Origin of the sequence: Luteibacter yeojuensis (assembly GCF_011742875.1) — a bacterium.
GTDB classification, from domain to species: domain Bacteria; phylum Pseudomonadota; class Gammaproteobacteria; order Xanthomonadales; family Rhodanobacteraceae; genus Luteibacter; species Luteibacter yeojuensis.
In genome coordinates, this window is record NZ_JAAQTL010000001.1 from 2,389,461 (window position 1) to 2,405,648 (window position 16,188).

At 66.4% G+C, this 16,188-nt stretch carries 11 protein-coding genes; 5 read left to right on the plus strand and 6 right to left on the minus strand.

The annotated features are described in order from the left end of the window. Window positions 1-10: 10 nt before the first annotated feature. A complete protein-coding gene (locus tag HBF32_RS10915; RefSeq protein WP_166699652.1) occupies window positions 11-2,398 on the minus strand; it encodes a membrane-bound PQQ-dependent dehydrogenase, glucose/quinate/shikimate family in 2,388 nt (795 codons plus the stop codon). Window positions 2,399-2,629: 231 nt separating this feature from the next. Here HBF32_RS10915 and HBF32_RS10920 point away from each other — a divergent pair, with 231 nt between their 5' ends. Together HBF32_RS10920 and metK are read left to right on the plus strand one after the other, a co-directional pair. Then, window positions 2,630-3,607 (plus strand): aldo/keto reductase, encoded by a 978-nt coding sequence (locus HBF32_RS10920; RefSeq protein WP_166699653.1) that lies wholly within the window; start codon window positions 2,630-2,632, stop codon window positions 3,605-3,607. A 193-nt stretch (window positions 3,608-3,800) separates the two neighbouring features. Beyond that, window positions 3,801-5,018 carry a methionine adenosyltransferase gene (metK, locus tag HBF32_RS10925; protein ID WP_166699654.1) on the plus strand — a complete coding sequence of 406 codons (1,218 nt, stop codon included), beginning with the start codon at window positions 3,801-3,803 and terminating at the stop codon, window positions 5,016-5,018. A 242-nt stretch (window positions 5,019-5,260) separates the two neighbouring features. Here metK and HBF32_RS10930 read toward each other — a convergent pair whose 3' ends face one another. From HBF32_RS10930 to xylA, 5 genes are read right to left on the minus strand one after another with little or no spacing between them, the layout of a single operon-like run. Beyond that, window positions 5,261-6,406 carry a sugar ABC transporter permease gene (locus HBF32_RS10930; protein WP_166699655.1) on the minus strand — a complete coding sequence of 382 codons (1,146 nt, stop codon included), beginning with the start codon at window positions 6,404-6,406 and terminating at the stop codon, window positions 5,261-5,263. A gap of 38 nt (window positions 6,407-6,444) precedes the next feature. After that, a complete protein-coding gene (locus HBF32_RS10935; protein ID WP_166699656.1) occupies window positions 6,445-7,992 on the minus strand; it encodes a xylose ABC transporter ATP-binding protein in 1,548 nt (515 codons plus the stop codon). A 10-nt stretch (window positions 7,993-8,002) separates the two neighbouring features. Beyond that, window positions 8,003-9,016 (minus strand): D-xylose ABC transporter substrate-binding protein, encoded by a 1,014-nt coding sequence (gene xylF / locus HBF32_RS10940; protein ID WP_205287734.1) that lies wholly within the window; start codon window positions 9,014-9,016, stop codon window positions 8,003-8,005. A 16-nt stretch (window positions 9,017-9,032) separates the two neighbouring features. After that, the gene (gene xylB / locus HBF32_RS10945; RefSeq protein ID WP_343203507.1) at window positions 9,033-10,553 is read right to left on the minus strand and encodes a xylulokinase; all 1,521 of its coding nucleotides are present in this window, start codon (window positions 10,551-10,553) and stop codon (window positions 9,033-9,035) included. Window positions 10,554-10,565: 12 nt separating this feature from the next. Continuing rightward, entirely contained in the window at window positions 10,566-11,882 is a 1,317-nt protein-coding gene (xylA, locus tag HBF32_RS10950; protein WP_166699658.1) for a xylose isomerase, read from the minus strand. Between the two features lie 153 nt (window positions 11,883-12,035). Between xylA and HBF32_RS10955 the strand changes: the two genes are divergently transcribed. Genes HBF32_RS10955 through HBF32_RS10965 form a run of 3 tightly spaced genes read left to right on the plus strand, consistent with a single transcriptional unit; the run spans window position 12,036 to window position 16,173 of the window. Then, entirely contained in the window at window positions 12,036-13,214 is a 1,179-nt protein-coding gene (locus HBF32_RS10955) for a XylR family transcriptional regulator (RefSeq protein WP_166699659.1), read from the plus strand. Window positions 13,215-13,237: 23 nt separating this feature from the next. Continuing rightward, window positions 13,238-14,281 carry an aldose epimerase family protein gene (locus tag HBF32_RS10960; protein WP_166699660.1) on the plus strand — a complete coding sequence of 348 codons (1,044 nt, stop codon included), beginning with the start codon at window positions 13,238-13,240 and terminating at the stop codon, window positions 14,279-14,281. Between the two features lie 23 nt (window positions 14,282-14,304). After that, on the plus strand, window positions 14,305-16,173 hold the full coding sequence (locus tag HBF32_RS10965) for an ATP-binding cassette domain-containing protein (RefSeq protein ID WP_166699661.1): 1,869 nt from the start codon (window positions 14,305-14,307) through the stop codon (window positions 16,171-16,173). The last annotated feature ends 15 nt before the right edge of the window (window positions 16,174-16,188 follow it).

Here is a 16,188-nt window from a genome sequence, read left to right on the forward strand (position 1 = left end):
GCACGATACATCAAGGCAATGCGTAAGCCACGACGTAATCGCCGGACTTCGTGCCCAGGCCGCTGTGCCCGCCCGCGGCGATGACGACATATTGCTTCCCATCGACCGAATAGGACATCGGATTTGCCTGCCCGCCCGCCGGCAGGCGGGCCTTCCACAGCACCTTGCCGCTGCGCTCGTCGATGGCGCGCAGGTAGTCGTCCGCCGTGGCGCCGATGAACACCAGGCCGCCACGGGTGGTCATGTTACCCCCGATATTGAAGATGCCCGTGGGCAGCGGCGCGTTGACGTGGGTGCCGAACGGGCCGGTGTCGCGCGTGGTGCCCAGCGGATGTTCCCAGACCAGCTTGTGCGTCACGAGGTCGATCGCGGCGAGGGTGCCCCACGGCGGCGGATTGCAGGGTACCCCTATCGGATTCAGCCACGGGTGGACCTTGCCCACGTACGGCGTGCCGTACTGTGGCGCCAGTCCGCCACCGACGGGCGGTTCGTTGCCGGTACCGTCCCAAGGCTTCACCAGGCCCTTGGCTTCGGCGTGTTCGCGCGGCGCGAGGCTGATGATGAACGGGATGTAGTTGGCGTTGGCGATCAGCAGCTTGTTATAAGGATCGATGGAGGCGCCGTGCCAGTCGATCACGCCGTCGAAGGCGGGATACACGATGGTGTCCTTGAGCTGCGGCGGCGTGAACTGGCCCTTGTAGTACGCCTTGCGGAATTCGATGCGGCACATCAGCTGGTCGAACGGCGTGGCGCCCCACATGGACTGCTCGGTGAGGTCTTTCGGCGTCAGCGAAGGCATCCCGACCGAATAGGGCTGCGTCGGCGACGTGAAGTCGCCAGGCACCGCACCCTGCGGCACCGGCTTCTCGCGCACCTCGGTCAGCGGCGTACCGGTACGGCGATCGAGCACGAAGAACTCGCCGCGCTTCGTCGTCTGCACGAGCGCGGGAACGCTGCCGCCCTGCCCGTCCGGCAGGTCGACAAGGGAAGGACCGACCGGCACGTCCATGTCCCACACATCGTGGTGCGTGTTCTGGTAGACCCATTTCGGCGCACCGGTTTCGATATCCAGCGCGACGGTGGAACTCGATACCTTCTCGTCGATCGCACGCCGGTGGCCGCCGAAGTAATCCGGCGTGGCATTGCCCATCGGGAGGTAGACGAGGCCGAGATCCGGATCGGCGGTGTACACGCCCCAGGCATTGGGCGTGCCGCGGGTGAGCTGATCGTCCGGGCCCGGCGTCCAGTTCTGCGGGTCGTGTCCCACGTCCCATGCCCAGACGAGTTTCCCGGAAAGCGGATCGAAAGCGCGCACCGCGCCGGAAGGTTCGCCCTCGGCCTGGTTGTCGTAAATCCATCCGCCAAGCATCACGCGGTCCTTGATCACCAGCGGCGGCGAGGTGACGAAGTGAAAACCCGCCGGCACGTGCCCGAGGTACTGCGTCAGCGAAATGAAGCCATGCTGGCCGAAGTCCTCGCAGGGCTTGCCGGTATCGGCGTTCAACGCCATGAGGCGCGCGTCGAGCACGGGAGCGATGATCCGTCGGGGACAGTCGGTCTGCGTTCCTTGCGGCGCCTCGTAATAGGCGACCCCGCGGCAAGCGAGATAGACGTCCGCGTCGGTGTCGGCTTTCGGATCGAATGTCCACTTCGTCCGTCCGGTGGCGGCGTCGAGGGCCACGACCCAACTGTGGCCGGTACAGACATAGAGCGTGTCGCCCACCTTGATCGGCGTGTTCTCGAAATTGAACTCGTGGCCGGCATCGGTGCCGCCCTTGTCTTCCCCGGGACGCATCGTGTCGCCGGTGCGCGCCGTCCAGGCAACCTTGAGGTTCTTCACGTTACGCGTAGTGATCTGGTCCAGGGGCGAGAAGCGATCGCCGCGCGGGGTGCGCCCGTAGAACAGCCAGTCGCCGTCCGGAACGGAAGTGTCGTGGCCGCCGGCATCGTTGCGGACGACCATCGTGCCGCTCGTTCCGACAGGTTGCATGAATCCCGCGACGCCGGTTCCGACGGCGACGAGCGCGGCGACGAGCAACGCGGCCACGCCGCCGCGCGAGGGCGTGAGGCGGCGCGTCACCCAGGGCATCGCGAGGTATATCCCGAGCACCACGGGAACCAGCAGGCGTGGTTCAAGCTGCCATCCGACCAGGCCGACTTCGGCGATCGCCCACACGACCGTACCCAGCAGCAGGACGGCGTAAAGCCAGAGCGACGCCGAAGAGCCGCGCATGAGCAACACGCCGGTCGCCACCAGCGCCGCGCCGGCGACGAGGTAGTAGAAGCTGCCGCCCAGGACGACCAGCCAGAGGCCACCCAGCGCGAGCGCGGCGCCGCAAAGGGCGACGACGAGTCCGAGGATGCGCGGTGGGTGCGCGATCCGTAGGGCTGCTGTCATGACACACCTCCGCGCAAGCGAAAGACGTTAGAAGATAACCATGACGGGTAAATGTGGCGTCTACGATTCGTGCCGCTTCCACCGCGCGCCGGTCCGTGGGACGCGGCGCCGTCGCAACAATTTGCGATGCATGCGACAGGCGAATGGCTCGCCCGATGCCGGCGGAATGGGCTTCGCGCAACGCTGCTGGTATATGTGTGGACAGAACGCAACTTCCGACGGAGTCACTTCATGCGTTACGTGAAACTCGGCCGTACCGGTCTCGACATCTCACCCCTCGTGCTGGGCTGCATGACGTACGGCGTGCCCGACCGCGGCACGCACGCGTGGACACTCGACGAGGAGGCGAGCCGCCCCTTCATTCGCAAGGCCCTGGATCTCGGCATCAATTTTTTCGACACGGCGAACTTCTATTCCGACGGCACGTCGGAGGAAATCGTCGGACGCGCCCTGCGCGATTTCGCGAGGCGCGACGAGGTCGTCATCGCCACGAAGACCTTCTATCCCTGGCGCAAGGGCCCGAACGGCGGTGGCCTCTCGCGCAAGGCCATCTTCCATTCCGTGGACGACAGCCTCCGGCGCCTCGGCACCGACTACATCGACCTGCTGCAGATCCATCGCTTCGACCGCCACGTACCGGTGGAGGAGACGATGGAAGCGCTGCACGACGTGGTGAAGGCCGGCAAGGTGCGCTACCTCGGCGCGTCGTCCATGTACGCGTGGCAGTTCGCGAAGATGGTGTACACCTCGCGCCTGCATGGCTGGACGGAGTTCGTGAGCATGCAGGACCACTACAACCTGCTTCAGCGCGAGGAAGAGCGCGAGATGATCCCGTTCTGCATCGATCAGGGGATCGCCGTGCTGCCCTGGAGCCCGCTCGCCCGTGGCCGCCTCACCCGCGACTGGGACGAACGCAGCACGAGGCAGGACAGCGACCTCTTCGGCGGCACGCTGTACAACGCCACCCTCGATTCGGACAAGGCGATCGTCGCGGCCGTGAAGGAGGTGGCCGTGGCACGGGGCGTGCCGCGTGCCCAGGTCGCGCTTTCCTGGGTGGCGCACCGCCGCGGCGTCACGGCGCCGATCGTCGGGGCGACGAAACCGCAGCATCTGGACGATGCCGTGGCGGCGCTCGACCTGGCACTCGGCGACGAGGAGACGGCGCGGCTCGAAGCGGCATACGCGCCGCACCCCATCGAGGGGTTCTGAGCCCGGGAGAGCGCCCCATGGCTACCCGCCCCGCGCTTGCCGGGAGGCCGGCCCCCGCCCCGGGCGGCCTCCTGAACATCCATGCAATCGTCACCCCCCGGAGGTACCCTTCCCGCTGCAAAACGGACCGGGGGCGTGTATCATGGCGCGCCCCATTTATCTCTTTATCCGTAAAGAAGGATATATCACCCCGATGAGCAACTACCTCTTCACCTCCGAATCGGTCTCCGAAGGCCATCCGGACAAGATCGCCGACCAGATCTCGGACGCCGTTCTGGACGCCATCCTGGCCCAGGATCCGCGCGCACGCGTGGCCTGCGAGACGCTGGTGAAGACCGGCGTCGCCATCGTCGCGGGCGAGATCACCACCAGCGCCTGGATCGACCTCGAGGCCCTCACCCGCAAGGTGATCCTGGACATCGGTTACGACTCGTCCGACGTCGGCTTCGACGGCGAGACCTGTGGCGTGCTGAACCTCATCGGCAAGCAGTCCCCGGATATCAACCAGGGCGTGGACCGCAAGAAGCCCGAGGAACAGGGCGCCGGCGACCAGGGCCTGATGTTCGGCTATGCCACCAACGAGACCAGCGAATACATGCCGGCGGCGATCCATTACGCCCACCGTCTCGTGGAACAGCAGACCAAGGTCCGCAAGAAGAAGAACTCGCCGCTGCCGTGGCTGCGCCCGGACGCGAAAAGCCAGGTCACCCTGCGCTACGAGAACGGCGAAGCCGTCGCCATCGACGCCGTCGTGCTCTCCACCCAGCACGATCCGGACGTGAAGCAGAAGGATCTGATCGAAGGCGTGCGCGAGCTGATCCTGAAGCCCGTGCTGCCGGCGAAGCTGCTGCACAAGGGCACGAAGTTCCACATCAACCCGACCGGCAAGTTCGTCATCGGCGGCCCGGTGGGCGACTGCGGCCTGACCGGCCGCAAGATCATCGTCGACACTTACGGCGGCTGGGCCCGTCACGGTGGCGGCGCGTTCTCCGGCAAGGATCCGTCGAAGGTCGACCGTTCAGCCGCGTACGCCGCGCGCTACGTCGCCAAGAACATCGTTGCCGCCGGCCTGGCCGACCGTTGCGAGATCCAGGTCAGCTACGCCATCGGCGTGGCCGAGCCCACCTCGATCTCGGTGACCACCTTCGGCACCGGCAAGATCCCCGACGAGAAGATCGAGAAGCTGATCCGCAAGCACTTCGACCTGCGTCCGTACGGCATCATCAAGATGCTCGACCTGGTCCACCCGATGTACCAGCCGACCGCCTCGAACGGCCACTTCGGCCGCAAGCCCTACGAGATCACCGACAAGAACGGCAACACGTTCACGGCGTTCTCCTGGGAGAAGACCGACAAGGCCGAGATCCTGCGCGACGCCGCGGGCCTCGGCGCGAAGGTCGCCCGCAGGTAAGCGCGCGCGGCATCGTGCATCGAACGGGCACCCTCGGGTGCCCGTTTTTTTTGTCACGAATGCTTCATCGCCATGGTGCGACACCTTGCCTTCTGTGATCGGAGAGCCGCCATGAACCGTCGCCCCGCACTCGCCATCGCCGTCCTTGCCGTGAGGGAGCATGCTCTCGCCGCTATAGCGGCTCCTACAGGAGATGGCTCCGGCCTGCTCGTGCGGGCGCTTAGTGGCGAGGCCGCTGGCGGTCAGGCGTTGCGATTCGAGCCCGAGAGCACATCCACCCACACGGCCAGCACCAGGATCACGCCCTTGATGATCATCTGCCAGGAATTGTCCACGTCCATCAGCTGCATGCCGCTGTCGAGGCTGGCCATCACCAGGGCGCCGATCAGCGCGCCGTAGACCGTGCCGGAACCGCCGCGCATCGAGGTGCCGCCGATGAAGCAGGCCGAGATGGCGTCGAGTTCCCCGCCCGTGCCCGCCGAGGGCGAACCGGAGCCCGTGCGCGCCACCGTGATGATGCCCGCGAAGGCGCACATGAGGCCCATCAGCGCGAAGACCACCAGCTTCACCCGCGCGACGTTCACGCCGGACAGCCGCGTCGCCTCCATGTTGCCGCCCACCGCGTAGATGTGGCGGCCGAACACGGTCTGCGTCGACACGTAGGTGAACGCGGCGAGCAGGCCGAGCAGGATCATCACCGGGATGGGGATCCCGTTCGCATCGTTGAGCATGCGGATGAAGCCCGCGATGAACGCGCCGATGGCCACCAGCCGCGCCACGTCGATCCACAGCGCGGCCTGCTGCAGCCCCAGCTTCGAGCGGCGCATGCGGCGTCGCATGGTGATCCCCACCATGACGAGGAAGATCACGCCGCCGATCCAGCGCGACAGCGCCTGCGGCACGAAGCCCTGCCCCAGCGCGACGAGGTCGTCGGGCACGGGCGCGATCGTCGCGCTGCCGGTGATGTTCAGCACGATGCCGCGAAAGGCGAGCATGCCACCGAGGCCGACGATGAACGATGGCACGCGCATCTTCGTCACGACGAAGCCGTTGAACGCGCCGAGGAGCAGGCCGAGGACGAGCACCGCGCCGATGGCGGACCAGGTACCCCAGCCTTCGTTCACGGTGAGGATCGCCACCACGCCACCCAGCAAACCGAGCAACGAACCGACGGACAGGTCGATCTCGCCGGCGATGATGACGAACACCATGCCGCAGGCGAGCATGCCGGTGATCGCCATCTGCCGGAACAGGTTGGAGAGATTGCCGGGCGTGATGAAGGTCGAGTCGGTCTTCACGTGGAAGAACACCCAGATGATCGCCACGGCGATGAGCAGCGCGAGGATCTTGTAGCGGACGAACAGTTGCTGGACTTTCTGTGCCTGCATGGAAAGGCTTCCCTGGTGAAGCGGTGGACGGACAGAGATCAGGCCGCGTGGGCGGGCCCTTCCGCGGCGTGCGAAATGGCGGCGGCGAGCACCTGTTCCTGGGTGAGACCCATGCTGGGGAAATCGCCCCGCAACCTGCCCTCCCCCACGACGAGCACGCGATCGCTGACACCGAGCACCTCCGGCATCTCAGACGAGACCATGACGATGGCCACACCCTTGGAGGCCAGTTCGAACATCAGCGTGTAGATGTCGTATTTGGAACCGACGTCGACGCCCCGCGTGGGCTCGTCGAGGATCAGCACCTTCGGCTTCGGCAGCAGCATCTTCGTCAGAACGGCCTTCTGCTGGTTGCCGCCCGACAGCCCGACGATCGGCAGTTCCGGGCTGGCCGTTTTCACGCGGAGGCGTTTTATCTCCGCTTCCACGGTCTGCATTTCCGCCTGGCGGTCGATCTGCCCCGCGTGGGCGTAGTGCGAGAGCGTGGCGAGCGTGATGTTGTCGCCGACGCCGAGCAGGGGCACGATGCCCTGGCGCTTACGGTCTTCCGGCACGAGCGACAGGCCCGCCTTGATCGCCTGCTCGGGGCTGCGCACCTTGATCGGCCTGCCTTCCAGAACCAGTTCCGCTTCGTAGCGCCCCGGATAGGCGCCGAAGATCGCCGACACGAGTTCGGTACGGCCGGCGCCGACGAGCCCCGCGATGCCGAGGATCTCGCCCCGCCGCACATGGAAGGAGATATCGTCCACCCGCTTCCGCGCCGGGTTGGCGACGTCCCAGCAGGTGACATGGCGCGCCTCGAACACCACCTCGCCGATGTCGTGATCCACCTTCGGGAACAGGTTCTCGATGTCGCGCCCGACCATCGCCGTGATGATGGAGTGCGTGGTCATCTCCGCCATCGGCTTCGTGAGGATATGCTTGCCGTCGCGAATCACGGTGACGGTGTCGCAGACCCGCGCCACCTCCTCGAGCTTGTGCGAGATGTAGACGCAGGCGACGCCGTCGCGCTTCAGGTCCTCGATGATCGACAGCAACGTATCGGTTTCGGCCGAGGTGAGCGACGAGGACGGTTCGTCGAGGATCAGAAGGCGAGCGTTCTTTGCCAGCGCCTTGGCGATCTCGAACAGCTGCTGGTAGCCGCCGCCGTAGTTCATCACCGGTGCGGCGACGTTCACGTCCTTCAGCTTCAGGCGGGCCAGCAGCGCCTCCGCCTTGGCGAACATGGCGTCGTAGTCCATGAGGCCGCCGAACCGGCGGATCTCGTTGCCCAGGAAGATGTTCTCCGCCACGGACAGCTGTGGCACCAGCATCAGCTCCTGATGGATGATGACGATGCCGGCGTCTTCGCTGTCGCGCACCGAGTACGCCTTCAGCGGCCTGCCGTCGAACAGGATCTCGCCTTCCCAGGTGCCGTAGGGGTACACCCCGGAGAGCACCTTCATGAGGGTGGATTTGCCCGCGCCGTTCTCGCCGCAGAGGCCCACGCACTCGCCCGGCCGCACGGCCAGGTCGATGCCGTTGAGCGCACGCACGCCGGAGAACTCCTTGACGATGCGGCGCATCTCGAACAGGTAATCGCTCATGACAACGGGATCAGGGGCCGACCTGGGCCTGGGTGTAGAAGCCGTCCTTCACCACGAGGTCGACGTTCTGCTTCGTCAGCGCGGTGGGCTCCAGCAGGATCGTGTCGACGTCCTTCTTCCCGTTGTTCATCTTCGAGGTGAAGGTGGGCGTGCCACCCTTGGCCATCTCCACCGCGAGGTTGGCGGCATCGGTGGCGATGGTCTTGATCGGCTTGTACACCGTCATCGTCTGCGTTCCCGCCTTGATCCGCTTGATGGCGGCGAGGTCGGCGTCCTGCCCCGACACGGCGACCTTGCCGGCGAGCTTCTGGCCGTTGAGCGCGGCGATGGCGCCGCCGGCGGTGCCGTCGTTGGAGGCGACGATGCCCTGGATGTTGTTCCTGTTCGCGGTGAGGGCGTTCTCGATGATCGACTGGGCATTCGAAGCCAGCCATTCGTTCGTCCACTGCTGGCCGACGATCTTGATGTCGCCCTTGTCGACCAGCGGCTTCAGGACCTTCATCTGGCCTTGGCGCAGGATCTTCGCATTGTTGTCGGTGGGCGCGCCGCCGAGCAGGAAGTAATTGCCCTTGGGCGCGGCGTTGACGACGCCCTGCGCCTGCATCTGACCGACCTTGTCGTTGTCGAAGGAGATGTAGGCGTCGACGTCGGCATTGAGGATGAGGCGGTCATAGGAAATCACCTTGATGCCCGCGCGCTTCGCCTCGGCCACCACGGTGGTGAGCGTCTTCGCGTTGAACGGCACGATGACGATCACGTCGACCTTGCGCGAGATCAGGTTCTCGATCTGCTGGATCTGCTTCTGCTCGTTGGCATCGGCGGACTGCACGGAAACGGTGGCACCCTTGGCCTCGGCCGCGGCCTTGAAATAGTCGCGGTCGCGCGTCCACCGCTCGACGCGGAGGTCGTCGATGGAAAAGCCGATCGATGGCTTCTCCTTGCTCGCATGCGCCTGCGGCGCCGCGAGGATACCGGCACCGATCAGGGACACGGCCAGCAGGGTATGCAGGGGCTTCTGTTTCATGTGCTTCTCCATCCGGTCATGGCATCGCCCTGAGGGCGGGGCGGACATCGTCGCCTGCGGCGGCGTCGACATACAGGGGTTTCAGTTGCTCGTAAGAGCGGCGGAACAAAGGGTGGCGCGTTTGCAGGAAATAAGCATGACGCGCCGCATCGGGCTCGAACGCGGCGGTGACGGCGGGCATCCGGCACACGTCGTCGAGCGAGGCATCCGGCTCCGCCGCGAGACGGCCGAGACGTGCGGCGCCCAGCGCGGGCCCCACCTCGCTGCCACTGCGCAGTACGAGCCGCTTGCCGAGGATGTCGGCGAGCATCTGCGTCCAGTAGGCGCTGCGCGAACCGCCGCCGATGACGGTGATTTCTTCGGCGACGAGTCCCGTCGACTCCACGGCCAGCAGTCCGTCGAGAAGGCCGAGGCCGACGCCTTCGAGCGTCGCGTTCGCGAGGTCGGCACGGTCGGTGTCGGGACCCAGCTGGGTGAACGAAGCACGGGCGCGCGGGTCGTTGTGCGGCGTGCGCTCCCCGGTGAGGTAGGGCAGGAACACGGGACCATGGGTCGCCAGTCCGCGCGCCTCGGCTTCGGCGAGCAGCGCGGGCACGTCGGGCAATCCGGTGAGCCGTGCCGTGAAGTCGAGGCAGGCGGCCGCGTTGAGCATCACCGACATCAGGTGCCAGGTATCGGGCAGCGCATGGCAGAAGGCGTGCACCGCTTGTTCGGGACTCGCGCGGAAACCATCGGACACGGCGAAGTACACGCCCGAGGTTCCCAGCGAGAGCATCGCCTGTCCGTGACGCACGATGCCCACGCCGACCGCACCCGCCGCGTTGTCGCCGCCGCCGCCGGCCACGGGAACCTCGTTCATGCCCCAGCGTTCCGCCAGCTCGCGGCGCAGGTGCCCGGCAGGCTGGCTGCCTTCGAACACCTGCGGCATGTGCGAGCGGTCGAGTCCCGTGGCGGCGAGCATCGCGTCGCTCCATCGACGGTTCTTCACGTCCAGCCATAACGTGCCCGCCGCATCCGAGGCGTCGGTCATGTACTCGCCGGTGAGGCGCAGGCGGAGGTAATCCTTGGGCAGCAAGACTTTCGCGACGCGGTCGAACACCTGGCGTTCGTGCCTGCGCACCCAGGCGAGCTTCGGCGCGGTGAAACCGGGCATCGCAAGATTGCCCGTCGTCGCGCGAAAGCCGGGGACGCGTTCCAGTTCGGCGCACTCGAGGTCGGCACGGCCGTCGTTCCAGAGAATGGCGGGCCGCAGGACGTTGTCGGAGTCATCGAGCAGCGTGGCGCCGTGCATCTGCCCCGAAAGCCCGATCGCCGCCACGCGACGCGCGTCCACCTGCTTGAGGATTTTCTCTACCGCGGCTTCCGTCGCCGTCCACCACGCAGCCGGATCCTGCTCCGACCAGCGCGGTCGCGGATGGGAGACGTCGAGCGGGCTGGAAGCGTTGGCGCGCACGGCTCCCGCCTCGTCCATGAGGACCACCTTTACCGATGATGTGCCCAGGTCGATGCCCAGGTACAGACGCGCCGATGCATCCATGTCGTATCTCATTCACCCGTAGATATAGCGGTTGACGATGTTTTCGAGCAACTCCTGTCCACCCGAAACGTGCCTCGGGCGGAAATCGTGCGCCAAGGCATCGTCCGCGAGCGAGGCCAGGGTGTATCCGCCTTGTAGAATCGTGCTGCCGAATTCACCGTCCCAGCCCGCATAACGTTTCGCCTTGAAGTCGGCCAGGGCGTCGCGCTCGATCATCCGCGCGGCGCGCTCGAGGGCAAGCGCCAACGCGTCGATCGCACCGATGTGTCCATGGAAGAGGTCCTCGGGCGCACTGCTCTGCCGGCGTACCTTGGTGTCGAAGTTGAAACCGCCCGTGCCGAAGCCGCCGGACTTCAGGATTTCGTAAGTGACCAGCGTCAGCTCCTCCACGCTGTTGGGGAACTGGTCGGTATCCCACCCGTTCTGCGGATCGCCGCGGTTGGCGTCGATCGAGCCGAACAGGCCCAGCGAGATCGACGTCGCCACCTCGTGGTGGAACGAATGACCGGCCAGCGTGGCATGGTTGGCCTCGAGGTTCGTCTTCACCTCGTTCTCCAGCCCGAACTCCTTCAGGAAGCCGTAGACGGTGGCCGCGTCATAGTCGTACTGGTGCTTGGTGGGCTCCTGCGGTTTCGGCTCGATGAGGATCGTGCCCTTGAAACCGATCCTATGCTTGTGCTCGATCACCATCTTGAAGAATCGCCCGAGCTGTTCGCGCTCGCGCTTCAGGTCGGTGTTGAGGAGGGTGTCGTAACCCTCGCGCCCGCCCCAAAGTACGTAGTTGGCGCCACCCAGGCGATGCGTGGCTTCCATGGCATGGCGCACCTGCGTGGCCGCGTAGGCGAAGACCTCCGGCTGCGGATTGGTCGCCGCGCCGGCCGCGTAACGCGGGTGACTGAACAGGTTCGCGGTTCCCCACAGCAGCTTGATGCCCGTCTCGGCCTGCTTCTTTTCCAGCACGTCGACCATGGCGGCGACGTTGTTGACGTAATCCGCGAGGCCGTCGCCCTCGGGCGCCACGTCGGTGTCGTGGAAGGTGTAGAACGGCGTGCCCAGGCGCGAGAAGAAATCGAACGCGGCATCGGTCTTCTCGCGCGCCCTGGCCATCGGGTCGCCCGGCTGTTGCCAGGGACGGGCGAACGTGCCGGCGCCGAACACGTCGGAGCCCGGCCACACGAAGGTATGCCAGTAGCAACTCGCGAGGCGCAGATGGTCCTCCATGCGCTTGCCGAGCACCCGCTTGTCCGGGTCATAGTGGTGGAAGGCGAGCGGGTTGTCGCTGCCGGGACCTTCGTAACGAATCTTCGGGACGTTGGAAAAGTACGACATAGCGATTCCTTGACGGGCGTGGGGAGCATTCCATCGATCGTGACCAGCGGGCCCCGCCGTGCGCAATTGCGATTTCCAGCGGGCGCCGGGGCATTTTCGATGCCGCGCTGCGTCATGGTCGGAACGGCCGAACCCTGCTAGCTTGGGCGGGCCATGAATCCCCACCGCATCGCCCTGCTGTTCAATGCCAACAAGGTGTACGACCGGCAGGTCATCGCCGGCATCGGCCTTTACCTGAATAGCACGCGCGTGGAATGGGACCTCTTCATGGAAGAGGATTTTCGTAGCCGCATGCGCGACATCCGCCAGTTCAGGGGCGACGGCGTCATCGCCGATTTCGACGATCCCGAAGCGCCCGACGCCCTGTGCGACCTGCACATTCCCGTGGTGGCGGTCGGCGGCTCGTACCACGATCCCGCCGCGTACCCGGCCGGCGTGCCGTACATCGCCACCGACAACGCGCGACTCGTGCGACTCGCGTACGACCATCTCATCGAGCAGGGACTCGGCCGCTTCGCCTTCTACGGTCTTCCGCCCCATCCCGGCAGCCGCTGGGCGCAGGAACGCGAGCATGCCTTCCGCGCCATCGTGGAGGAGGAGGCGGTGGAAGCGACGGTGTACGAGGGCTCGCCCACCAGCGCGGGTGGCTGGGGCGAGGCCGTGGAGGAACTGGTCGCCTGGCTCACCGCGCTGCCCAAGCCGGTCGGCATCATCGCCACCACGGACGCGCGCGCGCGCCAGCTGCTCCAGGCCTGCGTGATCGGGGAGATCGCCGTGCCCGAGCAGGTCGCCATCGTGGGTATCGACAACGACCCGATGGCGCAACTGCTCACGCGCATCCCGCTCACCTCGGTGATCCAGGGCGCGGAGGAGATGGGACGCACGGCGGCGCACCTGCTTCACCAGATGCTGCGCGGGGTGGACTGTTCCGCCACGCGGGTGCTGGTGCCCCCGGTGGGCATCAACGTGCAGGTGTCGAGCCGTTACCATCCCATGCGCAGTCCGCACGTGATGCGGGCAAGCCACTACATCCGCCAGTACGGCTGCCTCGGCATCAAGACCGAACAGGTGGCCGACTATGTGGGCGTCTCGCGCACCGTGCTCGAAGAACACTTCAAGCGCGAACTGAAGCAGACCGTCCACCAGGTGATCCTGAAACATAAGCTGGACACGGCCTGCGACCTGATCGCGAACTCGGGCGCCCCGCTGGCGGACATCGCGCTGCGGTGCGGCTTCACCTCCCTGCAGTACATGTACGCGGTGTTCCGTCGCGAGTACGATTGCACGCCACGCCAGTATCTCGACCTCCATCGGACGACGGGGGCGACCTGATCGCCACTCGTTCGGAACGTTCCATGCCCGTATCCATCGCCACCGCGTGGGGCCAGCTGCCCGACGGCCGACCGCTGCACCGCTGGACGCTGCGCAACGCGGGCGGTGCGCAGGTCGAGATCAGCGATCTCGGCGCCACCCTGCTCTCGTGGCAAGTGCCCGATCGCCAGGGCCGTCTGGGCGAAGTGCTTCTCGGGCATGCCGACGCGCAGCAATATCTCGATTCCAACGCCTACATGGGCGGCATCGTGGGCCGCTGGGCCAACCGTATCCGCGGCGGCCGCTTCCGCCTCGACGGCATCGACTACAAGGTGGATCGCAACGATGGCGGCAACCACCTGCATGGCGGCAACGACGGCTTTCACCGGCAACGCTGGGATGTGGAGCCGGACGGCGAGGGACTCGTCCTGCGGCTCGTCTCGGCCGAGGGCGAGGGCGGCTTTCCCGGCGAAGTGCGCGTGGAACTGCGCCTGCGGCTCGAGGACGACGGCACGCTGGACCTTCGGTACGCCGCGACCGCCGACGCGCCCACGCCCCTCAGTCTCACCGCGCATCCGTACTTCAACCTCAACGACCGCCGGCCGGACATCCGCGACCACCTGATCCGGATAGACGCCGACGCCTTCCTGGCCATCGACGCCGGCGCGATCCCGGTGGCGCGGCAGCCGGTCGCCGGAACGGCCTTCGATTTCCGGGAAGAGGCGCCGATCGGATCGCGGCTGCACTGGCCGGACCCGCAGCTGCGGCTGGTCGGCGGCTTCGATCACTGTTACGTCCCGGCCGGCACGCCGGGGACGGCGCCCCGGATGGTGGCCGTGGTGTCCGAACCGTCCAGCGGCCGCCGGCTCAGCGTGGAGACCGACCGGCCCGGCCTGCAGTTCTACAGTGGCCAGAAGCTCACCGGGCAGCCGGGGCGGCAGGGGGACGTCTACGGTCCGTTCGCGGGCTTCGCCCTCGAGACACAGGCCTTTCCGGACCAGGTGAACGGGCCGGACGCGGAGGCCGCGATCCTGAGGCCGGGCGCCGTTTGGCGGCAGCACACGCGCTATCGCGTCGATACTGTGTAGGAACGTCGCGGTACAATGGACGGATGTCGCTTATCCAACTCCTCAACGTCGACTACAGCGTCGGCGGCCCGCTCCTGCTCGAACAGGTCGATCTTTCCCTGGATACCGGCGAGCGCGTCTGCATCGTCGGGCGCAACGGGGCCGGCAAGTCCACGCTGCTGAAACTCATCGCGGGCGAACTGCATCCCGACGACGGTGAGATCCGCCTGCAGGGCGGTACGCGCATCGCGCGGCTCACGCAGGAAGTGCCACAGGACACCGAGGGCAGCGTGTTCGACGTGGTCGCCGACGGCCTCGGCGAACTCGGTCACCTGCTCGCGCGCTATCACCATATGCTCGACGCGGGCGACATGGACGGTCTCGGCGATGTCCAGGCGGAAATCGAGGCCCACAACGCGTGGGACCTGGATTCGCGCGTGCAGCAGGTGATCGAGCGACTCGAACTGCCCGCCCATACCGATTTCTCCGAGTTGTCCGGCGGCATGAAGCGCCGCGTGCTTCTCGGCCAGGCGCTGGTGCGCGACCCGAACCTCCTCCTGCTCGACGAGCCGACCAACCATCTCGACATCGAGGCGATCGCCTGGCTCGAAGGCTTCCTCAAGGGCTTCGCCGGCAGCATCGTCTTCATCACGCACGACCGCAGTTTCCTTCGTTCGCTGGCCACGCGCATCGTCGAGATCGACCGCGGTGCGGTCACCAGCTGGCCCGGCGACTACGACAACTACCTGCGCCGCCGCGAGGAACGCTTGCACGCCGAGGCCCAGGCGAACGCGCATTTCGACCGCAAGCTGGCCCAGGAGGAAGTGTGGATCCGCCAGGGCATCAAGGCCCGGCGCACGCGCAACGAGGGCCGCGTGCGCGCGCTGAAGGCCATGCGCCGCGAGCGCGCCGAGCGCCGCGAGCAGTCCGGTAACGCGCGCATCACGCTGGCCACGGCGCAGGCGTCCGGGCGCAAGGTGATCGAGGCGAAGCACATCACCCAGGCCTATGGCGGACGGACGCTGCTCGGCGACTTCTCGACGACGATCATGCGCGGCGACCGGGTCGGCATCATGGGCCCGAACGGCGCGGGCAAGTCCACGTTGCTGAAGATCCTGCTCGGCGAACTCACGCCGCAGGAAGGCGAGGTCACGCTGGGCACCGGCCTCGACATCGCCTATTTCGACCAGCACCGGTCCATGCTCGACGATCGCATGAACGCGCTGGACAACGTGGCCGAGGGCCGCGAGTACATCGAGCTCAACGGCCAGCGCAAGCACATCATCGGCTACCTGCAGGACTTCCTGTTCTCGCCCGAACGCGCCCGCGCGCCGATCACGCGCCTTTCCGGCGGCGAGCGCAACCGCCTGCTGCTGGCGAAGCTGTTCGCCCAGCCGTCCAACCTGCTGGTGATGGACGAACCGACCAACGATCTCGACGTCGAAACGCTGGAGCTGCTCGAGGAGCTGCTCAACGAATACACCGGCACGCTGTTGCTGGTCTCGCACGACCGCGACTTCATCGACAACGTGGTCACCAGCACGCTGGTGCTGGAGGGCGACGGCATGGTCGGGGAATACGTGGGCGGCTACAGCGACTGGCTGCGCCAGCGCCCCGCCGCGCAGGCCGCGAGGCCGGCGACGGCGAAGACCCCTCCCACCCCGGTGACGGCGGCGCCTGCACCGGCCGCGCCGAAGAAGAAGCTGTCCTTCAAGGAACAACGCGAGCTCGACCTGCTGCCGGCGAAGCTCGAACAGTTGGAAGCCGAGATCGCGGAACGCACCGAGGCGATGAACGATCCGAAGTACTACCAGCAGGACGCCGCGACGATCACGCGGGCGAATGAGGATCTGGCGAAACTGCAATCCGAGTTGGAGACGGCTTTCGCACGATGGGAAGAGCTGGAAGGCTGACGCACGACGAAGATA

What these genes read in the sequence shown, in the direction of transcription:
- HBF32_RS10960 (WP_166699660.1), top strand. Translation starts at nt 13,238, where the DNA reads ATGCCCGTATCCATCGCCACCGCGTGGGGCCAGCTGCCCGACGGCCGA.
- HBF32_RS10920 (WP_166699653.1), top strand. Translation starts at nt 2,630, where the DNA reads ATGCGTTACGTGAAACTCGGCCGTACCGGTCTCGACATCTCACCCCTC.
- HBF32_RS10965 (WP_166699661.1), top strand. Translation starts at nt 14,305, where the DNA reads ATGTCGCTTATCCAACTCCTCAACGTCGACTACAGCGTCGGCGGCCCG.
- HBF32_RS10935 (WP_166699656.1), bottom strand. Translation starts at nt 7,992, where the DNA reads ATGAGCGATTACCTGTTCGAGATGCGCCGCATCGTCAAGGAGTTCTCC.
- xylB (WP_343203507.1), bottom strand. Translation starts at nt 10,553, where the DNA reads ATGGATGCATCGGCGCGTCTGTACCTGGGCATCGACCTGGGCACATCA.
- metK (WP_166699654.1), top strand. Translation starts at nt 3,801, where the DNA reads ATGAGCAACTACCTCTTCACCTCCGAATCGGTCTCCGAAGGCCATCCG.
- HBF32_RS10930 (WP_166699655.1), bottom strand. Translation starts at nt 6,406, where the DNA reads ATGCAGGCACAGAAAGTCCAGCAACTGTTCGTCCGCTACAAGATCCTC.
- xylF (WP_205287734.1), bottom strand. Translation starts at nt 9,016, where the DNA reads ATGAAACAGAAGCCCCTGCATACCCTGCTGGCCGTGTCCCTGATCGGT.
- xylA (WP_166699658.1), bottom strand. Translation starts at nt 11,882, where the DNA reads ATGTCGTACTTTTCCAACGTCCCGAAGATTCGTTACGAAGGTCCCGGC.
- HBF32_RS10955 (WP_166699659.1), top strand. Translation starts at nt 12,036, where the DNA reads ATGAATCCCCACCGCATCGCCCTGCTGTTCAATGCCAACAAGGTGTAC.
- HBF32_RS10915 (WP_166699652.1), bottom strand. Translation starts at nt 2,398, where the DNA reads ATGACAGCAGCCCTACGGATCGCGCACCCACCGCGCATCCTCGGACTC.